The organism is Neobacillus niacini, assembly GCF_000759675.1.
GTDB lineage: Bacteria > Bacillota > Bacilli > Bacillales > Cytobacillaceae > Neobacillus > Neobacillus niacini_A.
Genome location: NZ_BAWM01000018.1, coordinates 247,424 through 271,076, shown reverse-complemented (window position 1 = coordinate 271,076; position 23,653 = coordinate 247,424). Strand labels below are relative to the sequence as shown.

23 protein-coding genes, 1 pseudogene and 1 other annotated feature are annotated in these 23,653 nt (G+C 36.8%); of the genes and pseudogenes, 22 read left to right on the top strand and 2 right to left on the bottom strand.

The features are described 5' to 3' along the window. The first annotated feature begins 90 nt into the window (after positions 1 to 90). The 21 genes and pseudogenes from TR08_RS09565 to TR08_RS09470 all read left to right on the top strand — a co-directional run bounded on the left by TR08_RS09565 (position 91) and on the right by TR08_RS09470 (position 20,298). The gene (locus TR08_RS09565; protein ID WP_045517720.1) at positions 91 to 549 is read left to right on the top strand and encodes a DinB family protein; all 459 of its coding nucleotides are present in this window, start codon (positions 91 to 93) and stop codon (positions 547 to 549) included. A 523-nt stretch (positions 550 to 1,072) separates the two neighbouring features. After that, positions 1,073 to 1,375: a sporulation protein YqfC gene (yqfC, locus tag TR08_RS09560; protein WP_045517718.1), complete on the top strand. Its 303-nt coding sequence runs from the start codon at positions 1,073 to 1,075 to the stop codon at positions 1,373 to 1,375. After that, complete coding sequence (yqfD, locus tag TR08_RS09555; protein WP_045517716.1) at positions 1,372 to 2,565, top strand: sporulation protein YqfD; 1,194 nt, start codon at positions 1,372 to 1,374, stop codon at positions 2,563 to 2,565. The genes yqfC and yqfD overlap by 4 nt, the downstream gene beginning before the upstream one ends. Further along, a complete protein-coding gene (locus TR08_RS09550) occupies positions 2,562 to 3,530 on the top strand; it encodes a PhoH family protein (RefSeq protein ID WP_045517714.1) in 969 nt (322 codons plus the stop codon). Before yqfD ends, TR08_RS09550 begins: the two co-directional genes overlap by 4 nt. A 187-nt stretch (positions 3,531 to 3,717) precedes the next feature. After that, entirely contained in the window at positions 3,718 to 5,886 is a 2,169-nt protein-coding gene (locus tag TR08_RS09545) for an HD family phosphohydrolase (protein ID WP_045517712.1), read from the top strand. Then, a complete protein-coding gene (gene ybeY, locus TR08_RS09540) occupies positions 5,883 to 6,356 on the top strand; it encodes an rRNA maturation RNase YbeY (protein WP_045517710.1) in 474 nt (157 codons plus the stop codon). The genes TR08_RS09545 and ybeY overlap by 4 nt, the downstream gene beginning before the upstream one ends. Beyond that, entirely contained in the window at positions 6,340 to 6,717 is a 378-nt protein-coding gene (locus TR08_RS09535) for a diacylglycerol kinase family protein (RefSeq protein WP_045517709.1), read from the top strand. Before ybeY ends, TR08_RS09535 begins: the two co-directional genes overlap by 17 nt. 182 nt (positions 6,718 to 6,899) lie before the next feature. Further along, positions 6,900 to 7,301 carry a cytidine deaminase gene (locus TR08_RS09530; protein WP_045517707.1) on the top strand — a complete coding sequence of 134 codons (402 nt, stop codon included), beginning with the start codon at positions 6,900 to 6,902 and terminating at the stop codon, positions 7,299 to 7,301. Continuing rightward, positions 7,291 to 8,208: a GTPase Era gene (era, locus tag TR08_RS09525; protein ID WP_152597375.1), complete on the top strand. Its 918-nt coding sequence runs from the start codon at positions 7,291 to 7,293 to the stop codon at positions 8,206 to 8,208. Before TR08_RS09530 ends, era begins: the two co-directional genes overlap by 11 nt. A gap of 162 nt (positions 8,209 to 8,370) precedes the next feature. Beyond that, positions 8,371 to 8,514, top strand: coding sequence for a YqzL family protein (locus TR08_RS30905; RefSeq protein ID WP_081954416.1), 144 nt, complete (start codon positions 8,371 to 8,373; stop codon positions 8,512 to 8,514). Positions 8,515 to 8,545: 31 nt separating this feature from the next. Continuing rightward, positions 8,546 to 9,298: a DNA repair protein RecO gene (gene recO / locus TR08_RS09520; RefSeq protein WP_045517705.1), complete on the top strand. Its 753-nt coding sequence runs from the start codon at positions 8,546 to 8,548 to the stop codon at positions 9,296 to 9,298. Positions 9,299 to 9,348: 50 nt separating this feature from the next. After that, positions 9,349 to 9,533, top strand: a binding site (T-box leader). Positions 9,534 to 9,602: 69 nt separating this feature from the next. Then, positions 9,603 to 10,985 carry a glycine--tRNA ligase gene (locus tag TR08_RS09515; protein ID WP_045517703.1) on the top strand — a complete coding sequence of 461 codons (1,383 nt, stop codon included), beginning with the start codon at positions 9,603 to 9,605 and terminating at the stop codon, positions 10,983 to 10,985. Between the two features lie 55 nt (positions 10,986 to 11,040). Beyond that, a complete protein-coding gene (locus TR08_RS09510) occupies positions 11,041 to 11,676 on the top strand; it encodes a helix-turn-helix transcriptional regulator (protein ID WP_274521000.1) in 636 nt (211 codons plus the stop codon). A 72-nt stretch (positions 11,677 to 11,748) separates the two neighbouring features. Then, entirely contained in the window at positions 11,749 to 12,558 is an 810-nt protein-coding gene (locus TR08_RS09505; protein ID WP_045517700.1) for a pyruvate, water dikinase regulatory protein, read from the top strand. Positions 12,559 to 12,824: 266 nt separating this feature from the next. Further along, a pseudogene (locus TR08_RS09500) lies at positions 12,825 to 13,293 on the top strand (DUF188 domain-containing protein). Between the two features lie 21 nt (positions 13,294 to 13,314). Further along, a complete protein-coding gene (gene dnaG / locus TR08_RS09495; RefSeq protein WP_045517698.1) occupies positions 13,315 to 15,123 on the top strand; it encodes a DNA primase in 1,809 nt (602 codons plus the stop codon). Positions 15,124 to 15,165: 42 nt separating this feature from the next. Beyond that, on the top strand, positions 15,166 to 16,293 hold the full coding sequence (gene rpoD, locus TR08_RS09490; RefSeq protein WP_045517690.1) for an RNA polymerase sigma factor RpoD: 1,128 nt from the start codon (positions 15,166 to 15,168) through the stop codon (positions 16,291 to 16,293). A gap of 410 nt (positions 16,294 to 16,703) precedes the next feature. Then, positions 16,704 to 17,843 (top strand): acyl-CoA dehydrogenase family protein, encoded by a 1,140-nt coding sequence (locus TR08_RS09485; RefSeq protein WP_045517688.1) that lies wholly within the window; start codon positions 16,704 to 16,706, stop codon positions 17,841 to 17,843. 188 nt (positions 17,844 to 18,031) lie between these two features. Beyond that, the gene (cccA, locus tag TR08_RS09480) at positions 18,032 to 18,391 is read left to right on the top strand and encodes a cytochrome c550 (RefSeq protein ID WP_045517686.1); all 360 of its coding nucleotides are present in this window, start codon (positions 18,032 to 18,034) and stop codon (positions 18,389 to 18,391) included. 82 nt (positions 18,392 to 18,473) lie between these two features. Next, complete coding sequence (locus TR08_RS09475; RefSeq protein ID WP_045517684.1) at positions 18,474 to 19,205, top strand: tRNA (adenine(22)-N(1))-methyltransferase; 732 nt, start codon at positions 18,474 to 18,476, stop codon at positions 19,203 to 19,205. Then, the gene (locus TR08_RS09470; RefSeq protein ID WP_045517681.1) at positions 19,183 to 20,298 is read left to right on the top strand and encodes a Nif3-like dinuclear metal center hexameric protein; all 1,116 of its coding nucleotides are present in this window, start codon (positions 19,183 to 19,185) and stop codon (positions 20,296 to 20,298) included. The genes TR08_RS09475 and TR08_RS09470 overlap by 23 nt, the downstream gene beginning before the upstream one ends. A 23-nt stretch (positions 20,299 to 20,321) precedes the next feature. Here the strand turns inward: TR08_RS09470 and TR08_RS09465 are convergent, their stop codons facing one another. Beyond that, positions 20,322 to 21,260, bottom strand: a complete 939-nt coding sequence (locus tag TR08_RS09465; protein WP_045517669.1) for a 4-hydroxy-3-methylbut-2-enyl diphosphate reductase — start codon at positions 21,258 to 21,260, stop codon at positions 20,322 to 20,324. 165 nt (positions 21,261 to 21,425) lie between these two features. After that, entirely contained in the window at positions 21,426 to 22,085 is a 660-nt protein-coding gene (vrrA, locus tag TR08_RS09460) for a VrrA/YqfQ family protein (RefSeq protein ID WP_052427400.1), read from the bottom strand. Positions 22,086 to 22,337: 252 nt separating this feature from the next. On the opposite strand from vrrA, the gene TR08_RS09455 reads away from it, so the two are divergent. After that, positions 22,338 to 23,648 carry a DEAD/DEAH box helicase gene (locus tag TR08_RS09455; protein ID WP_045517667.1) on the top strand — a complete coding sequence of 437 codons (1,311 nt, stop codon included), beginning with the start codon at positions 22,338 to 22,340 and terminating at the stop codon, positions 23,646 to 23,648. The last annotated feature ends 5 nt before the right edge of the window (positions 23,649 to 23,653 follow it).

The window sequence follows — 23,653 nt, the reverse complement described above, 5'->3', positions numbered from 1 at the left end:
CTAACGAAGCAGTTTAATTGAAGGAGAAGGGATAACCAGTTAGGTAGACGAATATAAAATGTTTATGAAATACTTAGGGGGAGTACAACAATGGAAAATGTAATAAATGGCATCAACCATTGGATACGTTTTTTACCAGGAGAGTTCAACCAGATGACAAAAAAAGAAATAACTAATCGACCATTACCACACAAATGGTCCAAAAAAGAGATTTTGGGACATCTATGCGACTCTGCAATAAATAATATTGATAGGTTTATAAAGATTCAATACGAAGACCAACCATATGTTATCCAATCGTATAAACAAGAACATTGGGTATTACTTCAGAATTATCAAGATAGACCACTTGATGAAATACTAAACCTTTTTTGTGCATTAAATAAGCAAATAATAAATATTATATTGAATATTCCGAAAGGGAGATTATCTAATCTTTGTGATTTAGGAAATAATCAACAAAAAACATTAGAGTGGCTCATAAAAGATTATCTTGAACATATGGAACATCATATTAACAATCAAATCCTTATCAAAAATAATGCCTAATATTGGTTATGCTTATTGAACTAACAGGTGCTTTAGTAAATAAAATTGTTATTTTAGTATAATTTAAAATACCTAAAAGTTATATTCAATTGGTAAAATCAAATATTACAATTGCATTAATATTTGTAAATGTTATTTAAATTAAAGCTGTTTGATACAGTTCCTTCTTATTTATATAGGTAGTAGGGGATGTTTAAAATAAACCTGTTTTGATAATTCGGTATTAGAGAATAGAAAATTTATGATTTTACATTTTAGGCTGTTGTCCTTTTTATAAGGATGGCAGTCTTTTTTTGTTTATTAACCGATATACATAATGTAGTTAGTCAATCTAACGACTTTTCCAATTGAATCGTTGTTGCTGCAGGCTTCTACAATCAAATTAACTTTGTTTTAATGGATGGTTATCCTTCTAATTCCCATATACGGTGCATATATTTAGGTGTATCTCATACTTAATTACATAAGTCATACCACTTATAAAAAAGTCCATAAATATGAGATGAAAGGGGGTTCCTTTTTTATGGCAAAAAAATGGGGCCAGCGTGTCCGGAACTGGATGGCACAAAAAATGGATCTTCCTCAAGATGTCATGATGGATTTACCCCGAATCACCATGATTGGGCAAATCCATATTTACATCGAGAATCATAGAGGTTTGATTACCTTTACTGATAAAGAATTGCGCCTGTTGTTAAAACAGGGTCAATTGCAAATTAGAGGGAAGTCTTTCGTGATAAAGACCATATTACCTGAAGAAATTTTACTTGAGGGGAAAATTGATCAGGTTATTTATATAAATGAAAACCCAGGAGGAACAAAATGAAAAACCAATGGATCGAATTCATATCTGGCAAAGTAACCGTTAAAGTGTCAGGAAAAGGCGTAGAAAGATTCATAAATGTCTTAATCAGAAACGGCCTGATTGTATGGAATGTGAAACGACATGGGACTGAAACGATAACTTTTACGATGAGGCTTAAAGATGCATTAAAAATCAGACATTATGCAAGAGAAAGAGAATGCTCAATTTCATTCTTAAAAAGGGCAGGTATGCCTTTTTTATTTAAACGATTATTAAAAAATAGTGGTTTTGTTGGTGGTGCACTTTTATTTTTATTGATTATTATGTTTTTATCTAATGTCATATGGGGAATTGAAATAAAAGGAGCAAAGCCTGCTACGGAGTATCAAATTGGCAAAGAATTGGACAAGATGGGGGTAAAGATCGGTAAGCTTCAATTGTTTGTGGATAACGTGGAAGGGATTCAAAGGAAATTGACAAATAATGTTGGAAACCTCACCTGGGTAGGTGTGGAATTAAAGGGGACAACTTACCATCTTCAAGTGGTCGAAAAGAAAGACCCTGAAAAGCCAGAACAACTAGCGCCAAGAAATCTTGTAGCTAAAAAGAAAGCCATTATTGCTTCGATGTATATTGAAACAGGACAGAAGATTGTCGATATCAATGACCACGTGGAACAAGGGCAATTACTTGTTTCAGGTGTAATCGGCAAGGAAGGGCAAACACAGCAAGTAGCGGCAATAGGTGAGGTTTGGGGGGAAACGTGGTATAAAAGCCATGTTGAGCTGCCATTAGAAACGAATTTCTTTGTATTTAACGGTCAAGAAAAGCAAAAACACTCTTTAATTATAGGAAACTTAGAGATTCCAATTTGGGGATTTGGTGAACCTGAATTTAAGGAATATGAAACAGAAAAAAATATAAAGAAAATAAACTTCCTCAAATGGGAGCTCCCTATATCCATTGGGAATGAAACATTAAGAGCCCGCGAAGAGACCACTCGGACGTATAGTGAAGAAGAGGCCGAAAAAAATGCGTTAGAATTAGCAAAAAATAAAATAAAAAGTGGTTTGGATGAAGAAGCTATCATTAAAGATGAAAAAATTTTACACAAAGAGTTGAAAGATGGTAAAGTTATCCTAGATATTCACTTTAAGATTATCGAAAATATTGCGGTTGGACAACCAATACCCAAGGAGACTCCTGAATGACAGTAAAGTTAAAAACAATAAATGTACAACTTGAAAATCCAACAGAAGCGATTGCCCTCATAGGCAATTCTGATTCAAATTTAAAAATAATTGAAGAAGAACTAGAAGTATCCATCGTTACACGTGGAGAGTCTGTCAGCTTATCTGGCGATGAGGAAAGAGTTGTACTTGCTAGTCAAATTCTTGATAAGCTTATTTTTGTCATTAGAAAAGGTGTAACCATTAGCCAAAGGGATGTCTTGTCTGCGATTCAAATGGCGCAAAAAGGTACACTTGATTATTTTGAAAATCTCTATGATGAGGAAATAGCTAAGAATGTAAAAGGAAAGACGATTCGAATTAAGACGCTGGGACAAAGACAATATGTAACTGCCATAAGACAGAATGACCTTGTATTTGGGATTGGTCCAGCGGGAACAGGTAAAACGTATTTAGCAGTTGTTATGGCGGTTAATGCGTTGAAAAATGGACAGGTAAATAAAATCATTCTAACAAGACCTGCAGTTGAGGCTGGCGAAAGCCTTGGATTTTTACCAGGTGACTTAAAGGAAAAGGTGGATCCTTATTTACGCCCTTTATATGATGCTTTGAATGATATTCTTGGTGCCGAGCATACCCAAAGATTAATTGAACGTGGAACAATCGAAATTGCTCCACTAGCCTATATGAGGGGTCGAACATTAGACGATGCCTTTGTCATTTTAGATGAGGCTCAAAATACCACTCATGCACAAATGAAGATGTTTTTAACACGTCTTGGCTTTGGTTCTAAAATGGTCATTACCGGTGATCAAACACAAATTGATTTACCAAAAGGGGCAAAGTCTGGACTAATAGCTGCCGAGAAAATCTTGTTGGGTGTCAATGGAATCTCCTTTGTTTTCTTAGAACAAAGCGATGTTGTACGTCATCCACTGGTAGGTCGAATCATTGAGGCTTATGAAAAGAAACCACTGCAAAATTAAAGCATTGTATGGAGGGATAAACCTGTTTATGGTTTATCCCTTTTGCCATATAATCATAACAATTGCCTTGTAAAAATAGCCCTTTTTTATTTGAGGGTGAAACTTCAGGGAAAAACTGTTATCATTTTACATAAAGCGTGTTTACATACTGACTACGGATATTTTAGGTGCTTTTGGGGGGAGTTAGTTGAAAAAAATACAGCAATACTTAATTCAAATAAAAAAGCTTCTAGATTATACCTTTTTCAGAGTATTAGTGTTTGTTGTCCTAGGAGTAATCCTTTTTATCTCTATGTATGGGAATGTAAAGCCTGAGAAACTCGATATAAGCCTATTAACAGTAGCTGAGAAAACAATTCGATCCCCAGCAACTGTAGAGGATAAAATTAGTACAGAAAAAAAACGTCAAGAGGCATTGGATCAAGTTCAAGACGTCTATACATTAAAAAAAGAATATTCATCCAATCAAGTAGATTTGATTACATCCATTTTTGACTCAGCTTCAGAAGTAAATGATGAAATAGAGGATGCGACGAAAAAACAAAATCTCCTTGATGAAGACCCTATTGATGTTATCGAACCAACCATTGTAGAAGAAGTAACAATGTTAAAGGGAAAATTAACAGATCGTGTAATCAAGGACCTTTCAGAGCGTGTTTTTACAGCTCTTGTACAAGCCAGCAATGATGAATTATCAATTGCAAAAGATTTAACAGTGACAGCTATTAACAATGTAATGAACAAACGAATTTCTGCAGATGACGTTGAAAATGTCAAAAAAAGTTTAGAAGAAGAACTAAAATTTACAACCTTAAATGGTGACTTAAAGAATGCAGCCATTGAATTAGGCAGATATGCGGTTATTCAGAATGAATTTTATGACCCAGAGGCAACGGAAGAGCTGCGTAAGCAAGCAGCGGAATCTGTTGAGCCTGTAAAAATCCTACAAGGGCAAATTATTATTGAAGAGGGTAAATTAATCCGTCAGGAAGAGTTTCGACAGCTTGAACTTGTAGGTCTCTTAGATAACAAACAATCGTATAAACCATTTATAGGTTTAATTATTCTCATTTCAATTATTCTCACGTCCGTTTACTTTTATTTCTATCAATTGAAGGAACAGCCCGAAAAAATGCAGAACAATCTTCTCTTGTTTGGGATTGTTTTTATCCTGACGTTTTTTATTTTGAAGATTATCAGTATGCTGCAAATTTTTAACTATTCAGGTATAGGTTACTTATTCCCTGCCGCTATGGGTGGAATGCTATTAAAGATATTAATTGATGAGAAACTGGCGGTTCTTTCATCCATCATCTTTTCTATATTCGGAAGTGTTTTATTTAATGAAGGGGTCTCTGGAACACTAAATTTTTCAGTAGGAATTTATATATTATTTAGTGCGCTCGCAGGAGTGCTCTTTTTAAGCGATCAAAATCAGCGCTCAAAAATCCTTCAAGCAGGGTCGTTTGCAGCTGCGGTGAATCTTTTCACGATATGGGCACTTATGTTTTTGCCAAATGGACAATTTTCAGGATTGGAATATGGGTATTATATTTTAACAGCCATTTTTTCAGGAATTGGTTCAGCGGTCTTAACAATGGGGCTATTACCATTTTTTGAAACTAGTTTTGGAATTCTCTCGACAATGAAGTTGATCGAGCTTTCTAATCCTAATCATCCACTTCTTCGAAAAATTTTAATGGAAGCTCCTGGAACCTATCACCATAGTGTTATGGTTGCCAACCTAGCAGATGCTGCCTGCGAAGCTATAGGAGCAAACGGACTTTTAGCAAGGGTAGGCTGTTATTATCATGATATTGGTAAAACAAAACGGCCAAACTTTTTTATAGAAAACCAAATGCACCGTGACAATCCGCATGATCGCCTGCCGCCTGATAAAAGTGCTAACATCATCATTTCACACGTGACAGATGGCTCTGCTATATTAAAAAAATACAACATGCCTAAGGAAATTATAAACATTGCTGAACAACATCATGGTACGACGCTTTTGAAATTCTTTTACCATAAGGCGTTGCAGGACGGAAAAGATGTTAATGAAGAAGAATATCGTTATTCTGGTCCAAAACCACAGACTAAAGAATCAGCTATCATTGGTATTGCTGACAGTGTAGAAGCAGCAGTCAGATCTCTGAGCCAGCCTACCCCAGAGACAATCGAGTCGCTTGTTAAGAAAATTGTTGCGGACCGGCTTCAGGATGGGCAATTAAATGAATGTGATTTAACTTTAAAAGAATTAGAAACTGTATCCCACTCTTTTTGCGAAACGTTAAAGGGAATTTTCCACTCGAGAATCGAATATCCAGAAATGACAAAGAAGGTGGTTCAAGTATGAACAAGTTGATGATTGATTTAGTAGATGAAACAGATCAACTGTCAGTCGAACAAATGGAAGAAATCGAAAAACTATTAAATTTTGCTGCTGAAAAAGAAAATGTTGAAGACAGTAGTGAGGTTTCAGTTACATTTGTATCCAATGAAAGAATTCACGAAATAAACCGCGAATATAGAGAAAAAGACGCACCCACGGATGTTATTTCATTTGCGATGGAGGAACTCGGTGAGGGTGAAATTGAATTGATAGGGGCTGAGCTTCCACGTGTATTGGGGGATATCATTATTTCCATACCAAAGGCTGAAGAACAGGCGCAGGAATATGGACATTCATTTATTCGCGAACTAGGCTTTTTAGCTGTCCATGGTTTCCTTCATCTACTTGGCTATGATCATATGGAAAAGGCAGAGGAAGAAAAAATGTTCTCTCGACAGAAGGAAATTTTAGACACTTATGGACTCACGCGATAAATCTGTTCGTTTATGGAAATCGTTTTCCTTTGCCTTAACAGGAATAAAGACGGCCCTTTGGACAGAAAGAAATATGCGCATCCATCTTTTCGTTTCGATTGTTGTAATTGGGTGCGCGATATTCTTTTCAATTAGTAAAGTGGAATGGTTATTTGTCATTGCAGCTATAGGTGGCATCCTCTCTTTAGAATTATTGAATACTGCTATTGAGCGGGTGGTGGATTTGATAACAGAGGAGTACCACCCTCTTGCTAAACAAGCAAAAGACTTAGCAGCCGGAGCGGTTTTTGTGTATGCTATCATGGCAGTTGTAATTGGAATCATTATCTTTTTACCTCATGTTCTTAGGTGGGTTATTTGAAATGGAAGGGCGAATTCGGTACAATAACTTATCAGCTCTGTGATTGATATAGGTAAATTAGCTGATTTTTAAGAAAATTCAAATTTTTATATTACTTTTTCGCTACAGATGATGATTTTGTGGAATTTTTAGGGTAAAATAAAGAAAGCGGCAGATTACTGCTGGAAGGGAAGATTGAACTTTTGAACATCGAGAAATTAATCGAAGAATCAAAGAAAGCAAGAGAAAAAGCCTACGTTCCTTATTCTAAATTTGAGGTAGGAGCAGCTTTATTAACAACAGATGGAAAAGTATATCATGGATGTAACATTGAAAATGCCGCTTATAGCATGTGCAATTGCGCTGAACGTACTGCATTGTTTAAAGCTTTTTCTGAAGGTGATCGAGATTTTTCAATGCTAGCAGTTGTGGCTGATACTGATCGACCATGCTCGCCATGTGGGGCATGCCGGCAGGTAATCTCGGAACTTTGTCCCAAAGACATGAAGGTCGTTCTAACAAATTTAAAAGGTGATATTTTAGAAATTACTGTAGCTGAGTTACTTCCAGGCGCCTTTTCTCCGGAGGATTTACATGCTGAGTAATGATAATAAAGGTTATAAATCAGGTTTTATTTCAATTATTGGGCGTCCAAATGTAGGGAAGTCAACATTTCTTAATCGGGTTATTGGTCAGAAAATTGCTATTATGAGCGATAAACCACAAACAACTCGTAATAAAATTCAGGGTGTATTAACGTTAGATGATACCCAAATGGTTTTTATTGACACACCAGGAATTCATAAGCCAAAGCATAAACTAGGCGACTTTATGATGAAAGTTGCACAAAACACATTAAAAGAAGTTGATTTAATCCTATTTATGGTAAATGCAGAGGAAGGGTTCGGCCGTGGGGAAGAATTTATCATTGAAAAGTTCCAAACCGTCAACACACCTATCTTCCTTGTTATAAATAAAATTGATCAAATACACCCAGATGAATTACTGCTACTAATTGAATCATATAAAGAAAAGTATCCTTTTAAAGAAATTGTTCCTATTTCAGCACTTGAAGGAAATAATGTGGAACGATTATTAGCACAAATTAAAGTATATTTACCTGAAGGACCACAGTATTATCCGGCGGATCAGGTAACCGATCACCCAGAAAGATTTATTATCACCGAGTTAATTAGAGAGAAAGCGCTGCACTTAACACGTGAAGAAATTCCTCACTCGCTTGCCGTCGTCCTTGATAAAATGGAACGGCAAAAAGGAAAGGATATCATTCATGTAATGGCAACCGTTATTGTAGAGAGGGACTCTCAAAAAGGGATTATTATTGGGAAACAAGGAAGTATGCTCAAAGAGATCGGGAAACGTGCCCGAGTCGATATTGAAAATCTTCTGGGTTCAAAAGTTTTCTTAGAGCTTTGGGTTAAAGTTCAAAAAGATTGGCGGAATAAAATGTCCCAGCTTCGCGATTTTGGCTTTAATGAAGATGAATACTAACTAACTAAACCCTAACTAAAATATTACCGTTCTAATAAAATTATGCATGGACAACATTAACAAATTTTTCGTCTTATGATTTTTACTTGGGCAGGCTATGATAATTGTAAGGTTTGGGATTCTTTAAAAGGCTAGTCTATATCATGAAAGGTGGGGTTTTCGATGATGGATTTTACGTGGAAAGTATTCCTACAGACAGGTAATATTGACACATACCTTCTCTATAAAGAGCTCGAGAAGGAAAACCAAGAAATACCCGGAAATCAGAATGAAGATCTAGCGCAAATGGATTTTCCCGTTTCATAATTTTGTCTAATGTATCGGGATGGTGACATATATGCTCCAAAAGTGTGAAGGCATAGTCATTAGAACTACAGATTATGGTGAAACCAATAAAATTATTACCTTATATACAAGGGAATGGGGAAAGATTGGCGTTATGGCTAGAGGAGCTAAAAAGCCAAACAGTCGTCTTTCCTCTATTACCCAGCTTTTTACCCACGGTTACTTTCTAGTGCAAAGAGGAACTGGCCTAGGAAGCGTACAACAGGGAGAAATGATTACTAGCTTTCGTAGCATTGGTGAAGATATATTCCTAACTGCCTATGCTAGTTATATTGTTGAATTAACTGATAAATGTACGGAGGATAAAAAACCAAACCCATTTCATTTCGAACTTCTTTTTCAAACACTTAATTATTTGAATGAAGGGTATGATCCAGATATTCTGACAAATATTTACGAAATGAAAATGCTTAATGTGTTGGGATTATATCCAATTCTAAATCAATGTTCCGTTTGCGGCAGCACAGACGGACTTTTTTCTTTTTCCATTCGGGAAGGTGGGTTCATATGCCACCGATGTATAGAGAAGGATCCGTACCATTTTAAATTATCGCCATCATCTGTAAAATTATTACGACTATTTTACTATTTTGATCTTTCAAGATTAGGAAACATCTCGGTTAAACAGGAAACAAAGGATGAGTTAAAAACAGTTATTTCGTCCTACTACGAAGAATATTCAGGTCTTTATTTAAAAACAAAGAAATTTCTCCAATCCATGGAAAAATTTCGAAATCAATTATAGGACTTATTGACTTTTATTTTAGTTTTCGATATCATGTGTCTTAATAATAAATAGTTGCTATGATAGAAAAGAGTACTTAGCAATCTCTGTAAAAGCGAACCTAGGGTGGTGTGAGCTAGGGTATAGGGACCTAAGGAAGGCGTTCTTGAGCATATCATGTGTGTAATACACATAAAAGAGGCTGCTTTAACAGGCAGCAAATAGGGTGGAACCGCGGGTAACTCTCGTCCCTATGCTTATTTATAAGCATAGAGACGGGAGTTTTTTATTTTTTTATTTATTAAAATGAAGAGGAGTAAGGACTATGAGCGTATCAATGGAGCAAATTGTTTCTCATGCGAAACACAGAGGATTTATCTTTCCGGGATCTGAAATTTATGGAGGACTTGCCAATACATGGGATTATGGACCGTTAGGTGTTGAATTTAAAAACAATATTAAACAAGCTTGGTGGAAGAAGTTTGTTCAAGAATCTCCTTACAATGTCGGATTAGATGCAAGCATTTTAATGAACCCAAGAACTTGGGAGGCTTCTGGTCATATCGGTAACTTTAACGATCCAATGATCGATTGTAAAAACTGTAAAGCCAGACATCGCGCTGATAAATTAATAGAAAATGCTCTTGATGAAAAGGGTATAGAGATGATAGTTGACGGACTTCCGTTTGATAAAATGGAAGAACTTGTAAAAGAACATAATATTGCTTGCCCAGACTGCGGCAGTCATGATTTTACCGGCATTCGCCAATTTAATTTAATGTTTAAAACCTTCCAGGGTGTAACTGAGTCTAGCACAAATGAAATTTTCCTTCGCCCTGAAACAGCACAAGGGATATTTGTTAACTTTAAAAATGTCCAGCGTACGATGAGAAAGAAATTGCCTTTTGGGATCGCCCAAATCGGGAAAAGCTTCCGTAATGAGATCACACCTGGTAATTTTACTTTCCGAACTCGTGAGTTTGAACAAATGGAGCTTGAATTCTTCTGTAAGCCAGGTGAAGAGTTGACATGGTTTGGTTATTGGAAGAATTTTGCAGAGAAATGGCTGCATTCTTTAGGTTTAAATAAAGAAAGTTTAAGACTTCGTGACCATTCAGATGATGAATTATCTCATTATAGTAATGCGACTACCGACTTTGAATATAAGTTCCCATTTGGATGGGGAGAGCTTTGGGGAGTAGCTTCAAGGACTGATTATGATTTGAAGCAGCATATGCAATTTTCTGGTGAAGATTTTAATTATATAGACCCAGAAACAAACGAAAGATATGTTCCATTCTGTATCGAGCCTTCACTAGGTGCGGACCGGGTAACATTAGCATTTTTAATCGATGCCTACGATGAAGAACAGCTTGAAGATGGGACTTCTAGGACAGTAATGCACTTCCATCCTGCACTGGCACCATTTAAAGCAGCGGTTCTTCCATTGTCTAAAAAGCTTTCTGAGGAAGCGAGAGAAGTGTTTCAAACATTAGCTAAGCATTTCTCTGTTGACTATGATGAAGCAGGTTCAATTGGAAAACGTTATCGCAGACATGACGAAATTGGTACACCATTCTGTATCACCTATGATTTTGATTCAAAAGAAGACAATATGGTAACAATCAGAAACCGTGACACAATGGAACAAACACGTCTACCAATCGCAGAATTAGTTACCTTCATTCAAGAAAAAATTATGTTTTAAATATTGAGTTTTTGAGGGTGCGGTCCCTACCGCCCCTCTACATAATGGATAAAATATGGTGGTGAGAAAAATAGAACTGACCAAACGCCAAGAACTTATCATTCAGATTGTGAAGGATAATGGACCGATAACAGGGGAGAACATTGCAGAACAGCTAAATTTAACACGAGCAACGTTAAGGCCAGATTTATCCATTTTAACAATGGCTGGATATTTAGACGCTAGACCACGTGTAGGATATTTTTATACGGGAAAGTCTAGAACTCAGCTTTTGACTGAAAATCTCCAGAAAATACGTGTGAAAGATTATAATTCAATCCCAGTCTTAGTAAAGGAAAACGTTTCAGTTTATGATGCGATTTGTACAATGTTCCTTGAGGATGTGGGAACATTATTTGTTGTAGATCAAAACTCGCTTTTAGCTGGTGTGTTATCAAGAAAAGACCTTCTTAGGGCGAGTATTGGCAAACAAGAGCTTACAGCACTTCCAATCAACATCATTATGACTAGAATGCCTAATATTACAATGTGTGAAATGGATGATACTTTAATCGATGTTGCAAAATTACTAATCGATAAACAAATTGATGCGCTGCCTATAGTTAGGCAGTCAGAAAAAGGGTATGAAGTAATAGGCAGAATTACGAAGACAAATATTACTAAAGCATTTGTTGCCTTGGGTAATGATTAATTAGATTGCACATCCCTAGATCTGGATGTAGATATTAATAATAGGATTTTCCAGAGGAGCTGTTGAGGAAGAATGATAACGCCTGTCATATATGTAGTATCTGATTCAGTGGGGGAAACAGCTGAATTAGTTACAAAAGCGGCGATCAGCCAGTTTAATGGGTCAGGAATGATCTTGAAAAGATTCCCCTATGTTGAGGATAAGGAACATATTGATGAAGTAGTTTCACTTGTTACGATGGACCATGCTATGATCGCTTTTACATTGGTAAAACCAGATATGCGTGCTTATATAATGGAAAAGGCAGACGAAGCAGGAATATATGCAGTAGATTTAATGGGACCGATTATGGACCAAATTCAAATTTTTAGTGGAAAAACCCCGCTGTGCGAACCGGGACTCGTCAGAAAACTAGATGAGGATTATTTTAAAAAAGTAGAAGCCATTGAATTTGCTGTTAAATATGATGATGGACGCGACCCAAGAGGAATACTAAAAGCAGATATTGTCTTAATCGGAGTGTCTAGAACGTCAAAAACTCCTTTGTCACAATATTTGGCTTTAAAGCGGTTAAAAGTTGCGAATGTACCACTTGTACCAGAAGTGGACCCTCCAGAGGAATTATACAAAGTTCCAGCAGAGAAATGCTTTGGACTTAAAATCAGTCCGGAAAAACTAAATAATATTAGGCGAGAACGGTTAATTTCGTTAGGCTTAAATGATCAGGCTAGCTATGCAAATATTGAGAGAATTCGTGATGAGTTAACTTTCTTTGAAAAAATAGTAAATAGAATAAATTGTCCAGTTATTGATGTAACCAATAAGGCAGTTGAAGAAACAGCAAATGTTATTCTAAATTACTTTCATAAAAGAAGCTCTTAACACATAATCTTAGATTATGTGTTTTTCATTTAACGATAAAAAAGTATGGAAATGTACAAAAGAATGTACTATAATAAAAAATTGTGATAAAAATGAATCTTTTAGGTTTAGACTTGCATGTATACGAATAAACTATTTATTGTTAGATGTCAAGGGAACCTTCAGAAAAAAATTCGACATAAGTCTTTTTAGGGCTACTCCTAAAAAGTTAGCATCTTTAAGAAGGAATATGCGGAGTGATGTAGAATTAATACTAATACAAAAGCATTCCAACTATTTTTGTAGATGCAGATTCATGCCCTGTTAAAGAGGAAATTGTCGAAATTGCTTCTACATTTTCCGTGAAAGTTCTTTTTATCGCTTCTCTTTGATCATCATGGAAACAATAAGATTACATATGTGAATGCAGCATGGAAATATGTTGATTCCAGAAAAGAAGCCGAGGACTTGTTCATCATGAATCATACTGCAAAGGGGGATATTACTGTTATACAGGATATTGGACTGGCCTCCACATTACTTCTTAAGGGAGTACATATACTTTCACCAAAAGGGAATGTATATGATGAATCCGGAATACAAACTGCTCTTGACTTGCGCTTTCTAAATGCTAAAGCAAGAAAAAGGGGTGTATATGGTAAAGGACCAAAGTCTTTTAATTCTGATGAACGTGCAAAATTTATTTACAAAAATTTTGTCGAAAAATGCAGGAATTTAGATTTCTTTGTAGAATAAGTACACAATGGAGATGTTTTCATGGCAGAACGGATTGCCGAAGAAAAAATTAATCAAATTCGTCAGTCTGTTGATATTGTTGAAATAATTAGCGAATATGTTCAACTTAAAAAACAAGGGCGAAATTACTTCGGATTATGTCCTTTCCATGGAGAAAACTCCCCATCATTTTCCGTTTCATCCGATAAACAAATTTACCATTGTTTTGGCTGTGGAGCGGGAGGAAATGTTTTCTCATTTTTAATGGAGCTGGAAGGAATTTCATTTCTAGAAGCTGCCATTAAATTAGCTGAAAAGGCTAATATTGATCTACAAGTAAACTTCTCAGTAAATGGGAAGGGGAAGAGTGTTTCTCCAGAACTTCAGTCAATGCTTGACGCACATGAGCTCTTGAATAAATTTTACCATCACTTATTGGTAAATACAAAAGACGGTCAACATGCTTTAGAGTATTTGCTGAAGAGAGGATTTTCCCGAGAATCGATTGATAAATTTCAAATTGGCTATTCATTGAATTCATGGGATTTTGTATATAAATTCCTTACCAAAAGGGATTTTTCACCAGAATTAATGGAAAAAGCCGGATTGATTATCAAACGAGAACGGGATGGAACCTATTTTGATCGATTCCGAGATCGAATTATGTTTCCGATTTTTGACCGGAATGGAAACACGATTGCTTTTTCAGGGAGGTCTTTAGGGGCTGAGGAGCCCAAATATTTAAATAGTCCCGAAACAGTAATCTTTAATAAAAGCAAAATTTTATATAATTTTCATTTGGCCAAACCAAGTATACGGAAATTACAGCAAGCAGTTCTTTTTGAAGGATTTGCTGATGTAATTGCTGCTGACAGGTCTGGTGTGGAAAATGGTATCGCTACAATGGGTACCTCCTTGACAGATGAGCACATCACTCTTATAAGGCAGAATACACAGTCGATCACAATTTGTTTTGACTCAGACAAAGCCGGAATTGAAGCGGCGTTTAGAGCAGGAAATATGCTTATCGACGCGGGTTGTACCATTAAAGTTGCCATGATGTCAGATGGACTTGATCCAGATGATTATATAAAAAAAAATGGTCATGAAAAGTTTCGTAATGAGGTCATAGGTGCAAGTCTTACCTGGATGGCATTTAAATTTCTTTATTTTCGAAGAGGAAAAAATCTTCAAATAGAAGGAGATCGGCTTGCTTATATCGAAACAATACTTAAAGAAATAAGTAAATTGACTAAAGCTGTTGAAAAAGATCATTATTTGCGTCAACTAGCCTCAGAATTTTCGATTTCGTTAGACGCGTTACAACAACAGCTAAAACAGATTTTCTTTTCAGAAAAAAGGAATTCAAATGGTCAAAATCAGCCAATCAACAAGCCCAGTGTAATGGTTAAACAGGTGAATAAATTAAAGCCTGCACATTATACTGCTGAGAGGCGATTAATTGCACATATGTTAAGAAATCGAGATACAGCTTATAAGGTTCAGGATTTATTGCAGGGTAACACGTTTAATCTTGATGAACATCAGGCAATAATAACTTATCTAATTGGTTTTTACGAAGATCATATGAATCCTGATTCTAGTGCATTTTTAACCTATATCCAAGATGAAAAACTTAGAAGAATAGTCGCTGATATTGAAATGATGTCCGTTAATGACGAATTAAGCAATCAAGAATTAACTGATTATATCAAACAGGTGTTGAATTATCAAAAATTGTTAAAGATAAAAGAAAAAGAAGTGGAACAAAAAGAAGCTGAGCGACAAAGTGATTTTAAAAAAGCTGCTGCAATTGGAATTGAAATCATCCAATTGCGTAAATCGCTATAGATTCCATTTTTAATGTCTTTGAATCTGGAAGGAGGGGGACATATGGCTGAAAAATCAGCCCGTTCAAAAGAGGTCGAGAATGAATTGACCTTCGAACAAGTAAAAGAGCAGTTAACGGTACTGGGAAAAAAAACCGGAGTCCTTGCCTACGATGATATTGCGGAAAGAATGGCAAATTTTGATTTAGAGTCCGATCAAATGGATGAGTTTTATGAATTTCTAGGTGATCAAGGAATCGAATTAGTAGGAGAAAGTGACGAGGAAGATCCAAACCCTAAGCAATTAGCAAAAGGAGACGACGATGAGTTTGATTTAAATGATCTTAGCGTTCCTCCTGGTGTGAAGATAAACGATCCTGTTCGTATGTACTTAAAAGAAATTGGTCGAGTAGACCTGCTTTCTGCTGAAGAGGAAATAAAATTGGCTAACCGTATTGAGGAAGGCGACGAAGAAGCGAAACGACGCCTAGCCGAAGCAAACCTCCGTCTTGTTGTTAGTATTGCAAAACGATATGTTGGACGCGGTATGCTCTTTCTTGATCTAATTCAAGAAGGCAATATGGGACTAATCAAAGCGGTTGAGAAATTCGACTATCGCAAAGGCTTTAAGTTCAGTACTTATGCTACCTGGTGGATTCGTCAGGCCATCACAAGAGCCATTGCTGACCAAGCTAGGACCATTCGTATTCCTGTGCATATGGTTGAAACCATTAATAAACTAATTCGTGTCCAGAGACAATTACTTCAGGACCTTGGTCGCGAACCAACTCCAGAAGAAATCGGCGAAGATATGGACTTAACGCCAGATAAAGTTAGGGAAATCTTGAAAATTGCTCAAGAGCCTGTCTCCCTTGAAACTCCTATCGGTGAAGAAGATGATTCACACCTAGGTGATTTCATAGAAGACCAAGATGCCACCTCACCTTCAGAGCATGCTGCCTACGAATTATTGAAGGAGCAGCTTGAAGATGTTCTTGATACACTTACAGACCGTGAAGAAAACGTCCTTCGCTTACGATTTGGGCTCGACGATGGACGCACACGCACTCTTGAAGAGGTTGGAAAAGTCTTTGGGGTGACCCGTGAACGTATCCGACAAATTGAAGCAAAGGCATTGCGTAAATTACGACATCCTAGTCGAAGCAAACGCCTAAAAGATTTCTTAGAATAAAACCTTCAAATATAAACTTTAGTTTACTTCTTAATAAAGAGGTAAACTATTTTTTTTAGCTATGTTAAAGCACATTGTTGATTGAGCGCAAATCAAAATAAAAGTTTAAAATAGCTCTTTTTTGAAATAATTGGAAATGAAAGCACTTTCGAATACGTATTTGTATTTATTTTACTGAATTGTTTTACACTTTGCAAATAGGTAAAAGTAATTTTTTTCATTTTAATCACAAATCATTTTCGTAATAAAGGGTTTATCCTCAACACAATCCGCACCGCAACACGTTAAAATTTAAAATATTATATTCAAAGATAACTTAAAATATTTTTAAGTTTTTAAATCTTGAGAATATTATTTAGTTCCCCGAATAATAATGGTAGCGCATACAATGCTTTACAAGGGGGATGAATATGAATTTTGATTTAACACCAGAACAAGAAATGATTAAAAAAATGATACGTGAGTTTTCAGATGAAGTAGTAGCACCAGGTTCCATTGAGAGAGATAGAAATAAACAATTTCCGGTAGACATTTTCAAACAATTGTCTGAAATGGGAATAATGGGTCTGCCATTTCCTGAAGAATATGGAGGCGGAGGAGCTGACACAGTCAGTTTTGCGATAGTTACAGAAGAACTAAGCAGAGCATGTGCTTCCACTGGGATAACCTATTCTGCTCATATCTCGTTGGGCGGATCACCATTGAATTTATTTGGAACAGAAAATCAGAAACAGAAATATCTAACTCCGATTTGTACGGGGGAATCCTTTGGTGCTTTTGGATTGACTGAGCCGGATGCAGGATCTGATGCAGGAGGAACTAGAACAACTGCTATATTAAAAAATGGTGAATATATCATAAATGGCAATAAATGCTTTATTACAAATGCAAGCTATGCAAAGCATTTAGCGATTACTGCCATAACAGGCATGAATGATGGGAAAAAGGAAATTAGTGCAATCATCGTGCCCACTGATGCAGAAGGATTTACTGTGATTGATAATTATGAAAAGATGGGTCTCAATGCTTCAAACACGACTGAACTGGTGATGGAGGATGTGCGGGTCCCAGAAGAGAATTTACTAGGTAAAAAGGGAGAGGGCTTTAAGCAATTTTTGATTACACTTGATGGGGGACGGATTGGAATTGGCGCAATGGCTGTTGGTATTGCACAAGGCGCTTTTGAGAAGTCTTTGCAGTATACAAAGGAGCGGAAACAGTTTGGAAAGTCCATTTCCTCCTTTCAGGCAGTGCAGTTTAAGCTGGCAGATATGGCAATGAAAATTGAATTAGCCCGTAATATGGTTTATAAGGCTGCTTGGCTCAAGGATCAAGGGAGACCGTTTAGCAAAGAAGCTTCAATGTGCAAGCTCTATGCATCTGAAATATGTATGGAAGTAACCAATCAAGCCGTACAATTGCATGGCGGATATGGCTACATGAAGGAGTACCATGTTGAAAGGATGATGCGTGACGCTAAGCTTCTTGAAATTGGTGAAGGTACTTCTGAAATTCAAAGGACAGTAATTGCACGATTAATTGGTTGTTAAAGAGAATAAATGGGAAGAATAAGAAGGCTGACTTTTTTTCAAAAAATCAGCCTGTTTTTCTTTTTTATAAATATTATCGTGACAAAGTAAGTTTAGGGCTTTTCCTTCTTAGGTTTTTAAAGTAAAATAGTAGTTGTTTGTAGAAGACTATTTATTTACAGTTATACGTACATAAGGGAGGTTATATGATGAATCGAAATCCGGTAATTCCTTACATCCTGATCTTTGTATTTGGAATCGGACTAATGTTCTTATTGTCTTTCAAAGGCCTCGGAGATATGGATGAGCTTGCCAAGGAAAAAGAAGGCGGAACTGAAACAGAACAGGTTGCAAAAGCGCCTGAAGACATTTACACAGGGTCTTGTATCGGCTGTCACGGTGATCAGTACCAAGGGGGAATGGGTCCTGCTCTAAAAGGTGTTGGCGACAGGTTATCCAAGGATGAAATCATCGAAGTGGTTACAAAAGGAAGAGGAAACATGCCAGCCGGTATGGTAAAACCAGAGGAAGCCGATGCTATGGCTGAATGGTTAGCAAATATTAAATAATTGTTTCAATGAAAAGGTCCTTTGCTTTTTGTGAAGGACTTTTTTTATACTAGTAGGTAATACATAAAAAGTGGTGAATGATTTGAATACGGATAAATTATCAGTTCGGTTAGAAATGGTAGCAAAATATGTTCCAAAGGATTCAAGGTTAGCGGATATTGGGTCTGATCATGCTTACTTACCCAGTTATCTTGCTAAGAACGGACGAATTTCCTTTGGGATTGCTGGAGAAGTTGCAAAAGGTCCCTTTCTGTCAGCAGAAAAAAACGTAATGGCAGAAGGGCTTACTGAAATGATTTCAGTTAGAATGGGTGATGGGTTAGAAGTAATTCAGCCTGGTGATGCAGATTGTATTACCATTGCCGGTATGGGAGGAAGTCTTATTGCCACTATTTTAGATAATGGTAATGAAAAACTTACTTCCGTAAAGCGTCTTGTGTTACAGCCAAATATCAATGCAATCGCCATTCGACATTGGCTAGTCGATAATGAGTGGGAATTGATTGCGGAGGAAATCATTGAAGAGGATAGCAAAATTTACGAAATTTTAGTAGCTGAAAAAGGAGACCCTTTAAAGCCTTATCGTGACATACAAGTAGAAACAGGTCTATTAGTCGGACCTTTCCTTCTTCAAAGAAAAGAAGAGGCGTTTAAGAAGAAATGGGCTCTAGAAAAGAAAAATTGGAAGCGAATTTATGAACAGCTTGAAAGTGCCGCATCTTCTGCTGAAACAGAAGAGAAAAAACAAGAGATCATGAATAAAATTACTCTTGTAGAGGGGGTATTGGACAATGAAGAAAGCGAATGGTCATGAAATCATTCAACTTTTTGAACAGTTTTCTCCGAAGGGTCTTGCAATGGAAGATGATAAGATAGGTTTACAAATTGGACGCTTGAACAAGAAAATAGATAAAATTATGATTGCCCTTGATGTCCTTGAGGAAGTTATAGATGAGGCCATTGCAAAGAATGTGCAGCTAATCATCGCCCATCATCCACCAATCTTTCGCCCTCTTAAGAATGTCCTAACAGACACAGTACAGGGAAGAATGATTGAAAAACTATTAAAGCATGATATTGCGGTCTATGCAGCCCATACTAATCTTGATGTGGCTAAAGGCGGGGTAAATGACCTCCTAGCCGAAGCACTTGGTTTAGAAAACTCTGAAGTACTAGTACCTACACACGAAACTAAGCTTAAGAAATTAGTTGTCTTTACACCGACAAGTCATGCCGAGGAGATTAGAAAGGTCCTAGGGGGTATTGGTGCTGGCTTCATTGGTAATTATAGCCATTGTTCATTTTCTGCAGATGGAACAGGAAGGTTTTTACCCGGGGAAAATACCAATCCTTATATCGGAGCGCAAGGACAATTAGAGCAGGTGGATGAAGTAAGAATTGAAACAATTGTACCAGAGAATCTGTTAAAAAGGGCAGTTAATGCTGTGGTAAAGGCCCATCCATATGAAGAAGTGGCTTATGATGTTTATCCCGTTGAAAATAAAGGTGAAGTTCTTGGCCTTGGCAGAATTGGAACAGTCAAGGAAATGACACTCGGAGAGTTTGTTGAGAGGGTAAAAGAGGCTTTGGAAGTTGATAAAGTTCGGGTGGTTGGTGATTTATCATCACGTGTTAAGAAAGTTGCTGTATTAGGTGGAGATGGAAATAAGTATTTCATGAGCGCAAAGTTTAAGGGCGCAGATGTCTATATTACAGGAGATATTTATTATCATATAGCGCATGATGCGATAATGCAGGGATTAAACATGATTGATCCTGGACATAATGTCGAAAAAATCATGAAAAAGGGACTTACAGATACTCTTAACAAAATGTGCAAGGAATCAGGTTATGAAGTCGATATCTTCCCTTCCGAAGTGAACACAGATCCGTTTCAATTTTTATAAAAAAACCGGTCGAGATCGACCGGTTATTTTTTAACTTTAGGTAATATTTTATTCAAAGGCACATTTTTGCGACGTTCCCAGGTTGCTTCATTATTTGGGTCAAATTGTTCTAAGAATGTTATAACTTCCTTGGTGATTGGTGTAGGTGTAGAGGCACCAGATGTAACGGCGACATTCTTAGCGTCCTTAATCCAGTCAATTTCTAACTCTGATATATCGGCGATACGATAGGCCTTTGTGCCGGCAATTTCTTCTGAGACTTGTGCGAGACGATTGGAGTTGTTACTCATTGGATCTCCAACAACGATGGTTACATCTGCCTCTGTGGCTTGACCGGCAACCGCTTCCTGACGTACCTGTGTGGCATTACATATTTCATTATAGGCTACAGCATGCGGATATTTCTCCTGAACCTTTTTCATCGTTTCAGCAACATCCCATTGGCTCATAGTGGTTTGATTCGTAACAATCAGGTTTTTACTATCAAGCGTTAATGCAGCGACATCACTTGGAGTTTCAACTAGATGTACAAGAGCAGGGGCAACACCAACTGCGCCTTCAGGCTCAGGATGGCCTTTTTTTCCAATATAAATGACTTCAAAGCCTTGCTTTGTTTTTTCTTCAATTAAATCATGGGTTCTTGTTACATCTGGACATGTAGCGTCAATCGTAACAAGTCCTTTGTTTTTCGCTAGCTCTCTTACTTCAGGAGATATACCATGTGCTGTAAAAATTACAGTACCTGTATCTACTTTTTCTAGTATGTCCCTACGATTTTTTCCGTCAAGTGTGATGATACCTTCTTCGGCAAAAGCGTCTGTAACGTGTTTATTATGAACTATCATCCCTAAAATGTAGATTGGACGAGGTAATGATTTATCTAAAGCGGCATTTCGCGCAATTACCATCGCGTCAACAACACCATAACAATATCCACGTGGTGAAATTTTAATAATTTGCATATAATAAAGTCCTCCTAAAGAACATGACTTTGAATCTATGTATTTATTATATAAAACTAATAGAAATAATACAAAGATACATTTTTCCTGTGAGATTTTTGTGAAATTTTCCTGTGAAAATCTCTGGAAAATAAAAAGATGCTGTTTATTTCAGCATCGATGTAATTAAATATATAGTTTCGGAACAGAAGGACCGTTGTGGCTTTTTCTTTCTACAACTTCTTCAGACTCAATATTCCTTTTTTCTTTCGGTTTTCTCTTCGGTTCTGCCTTGAGTGGGACAGAATGATCTTCCATAATAGAGGTTTCTGTTTTGTCTTCCTCAGACTTTTCCTCTGTTGGCAGGTCTTTAAACCCTTTATATAATTTCCACATCATAGGAAGATTCTTCACTATTGGTCCGTATTGCTGAACCATTGGACCAAAAGATTGGGCTGTCTTCAAAACCTGTTGAGTATTATTAAGAAATCCTGTGATACTGTCAGGATTTCTTAGGGTTTGAAGGATGGAGCCAACTCCTCCTGAACCACTAGGAACAGCACGTGGCCCTGCCTTTATACCTCCAAGACCTGATCGTTGATTGCCTTGTTTTTTTCCACCAAGAATTTTCGAAAGTAATCCGCCGCCATTTCTTCTTCCTTGCCCTCTTCCCATCGTTTGTCCCATCATGGGTCTGCCGCCGTTAAAGTTCTGCTGTAATCCCATCATTGGTCCATTACCGCCATAATGAGGTATCATGTGTTGTTGACCGCCATAAGGTCCAGGACCCATCATATTTGGTCCCATATGACCATGTTGGGGAAATCTCGGTCTAAACTGCTGCATACGTATGTCCTCCTTTCAAAAAAGCCTTATAATTTAAGGTATGCAATATCCTAAATTTGGTTTAGGAATAAACACAAGGATAAACTGTAAATTTTCATGATTAAAAGCAGTCTAAAAGTAAAAGATGATAATAACTGGTTATTTAGATGAATCTTTACTATAATTACATGATGGAAATAAAAGTGGATGCTCTTGCTAAAGTAAGAAAACTACTCCATAAACGGTAGATATTAATATATAAGGAGCAATAACATGAAGGAAAATCGTTTTGAACGTTTTAATTTTCAGCCTTTTATTATAGAAGCAATTAAGGAACAAGGTTTTTATGAGCCAACTGAGATTCAAGAACGGATGATTCCATTAGTTCAAAAAAATGAAAGTGCAATTGGTCAGTCCCAGACAGGAACAGGGAAAACACTTGCCTTTGTTTTGCCGATACTTGAAAGGATTAATCCAGAGCGTCAGGAGGTTCAAGCTGTTATCACAGCACCAACAAGAGAGCTTGCAACGCAAATCTATCATCAAATATTAAAGGTGACTGAGCATTGCAGCCCTGATAAGGCAATCATGACAAGATGCTACATTGGTGGAACAGACAAGCAAAGAACAATTGATAAACTTAAGGTACAGCCCCATATAGTAGTAGGAACTCCAGGCAGAATTAAAGATCTGATGATTGAGCAAGCACTATTTGTTCATACGTCAGAAGTACTTGTAGTGGATGAAGCAGATATGATGCTTGATATGGGCTTTATCGAGGATTTGGATCAAGTAGCCGCAAAAATGCCTGAGAAATTGCAGATGCTTGTTTTCTCGGCAACAATTCCAGAAAAACTTAAACCGTTTCTCAAAAAGTACATGGAAAATCCGAAAACCATTCAAATTGATGCCAAGAGAAAAACGGCTGAGAATTTAACGCATTATCTACTGCCTTCAAGGCACAGAAATAAAAAGCAGCTCGTTCACGATGCGCTTATTCAATACAACCCATATTTAGCGATAGTTTTTACAAATACAAAAAAAATGGCGGAGGAAGTTGCCAACTTTTTGATTAACAAAGGGCTAAAGGTTGCTCGTGTCCATGGAGATTTGAACCCGCGTGAACGAAAAAAAATGATGAAGCAAATACAGGATTTAGAGTACCAATATATCGTTGCCACTGACCTAGCTTCAAGGGGAATTGATATTGAAGGAATAAGTCATGTAATTAACTATGAATTACCTACAGATTTAGACTTTTACATTCACAGAGTGGGACGGACAGCAAGAGCGGGCAATACGGGAGTAGCCCTCACTGTATATGATATCTCCGATGAAGATGCATTAAATCGTCTTGAAAAGCTGGGGATTCAATTTAAGTACGTAGACCTTAAAAAAGAAGAATTTGTTGAATTAGAGGATCGAAATAAAAGAAAGACACGTGTAAGAAAAGAGGATGAAGCAGAAAAGACTGCTAAATCTATGGTCAAAAAACCTCAAAAAGTAAAACCAGGCTACAAAAAGAAAATGCAGTGGGAAATGGACAAAATTAAAAAGCGTCAAAGAAGATTAAAGAAGAAGTAAGATTG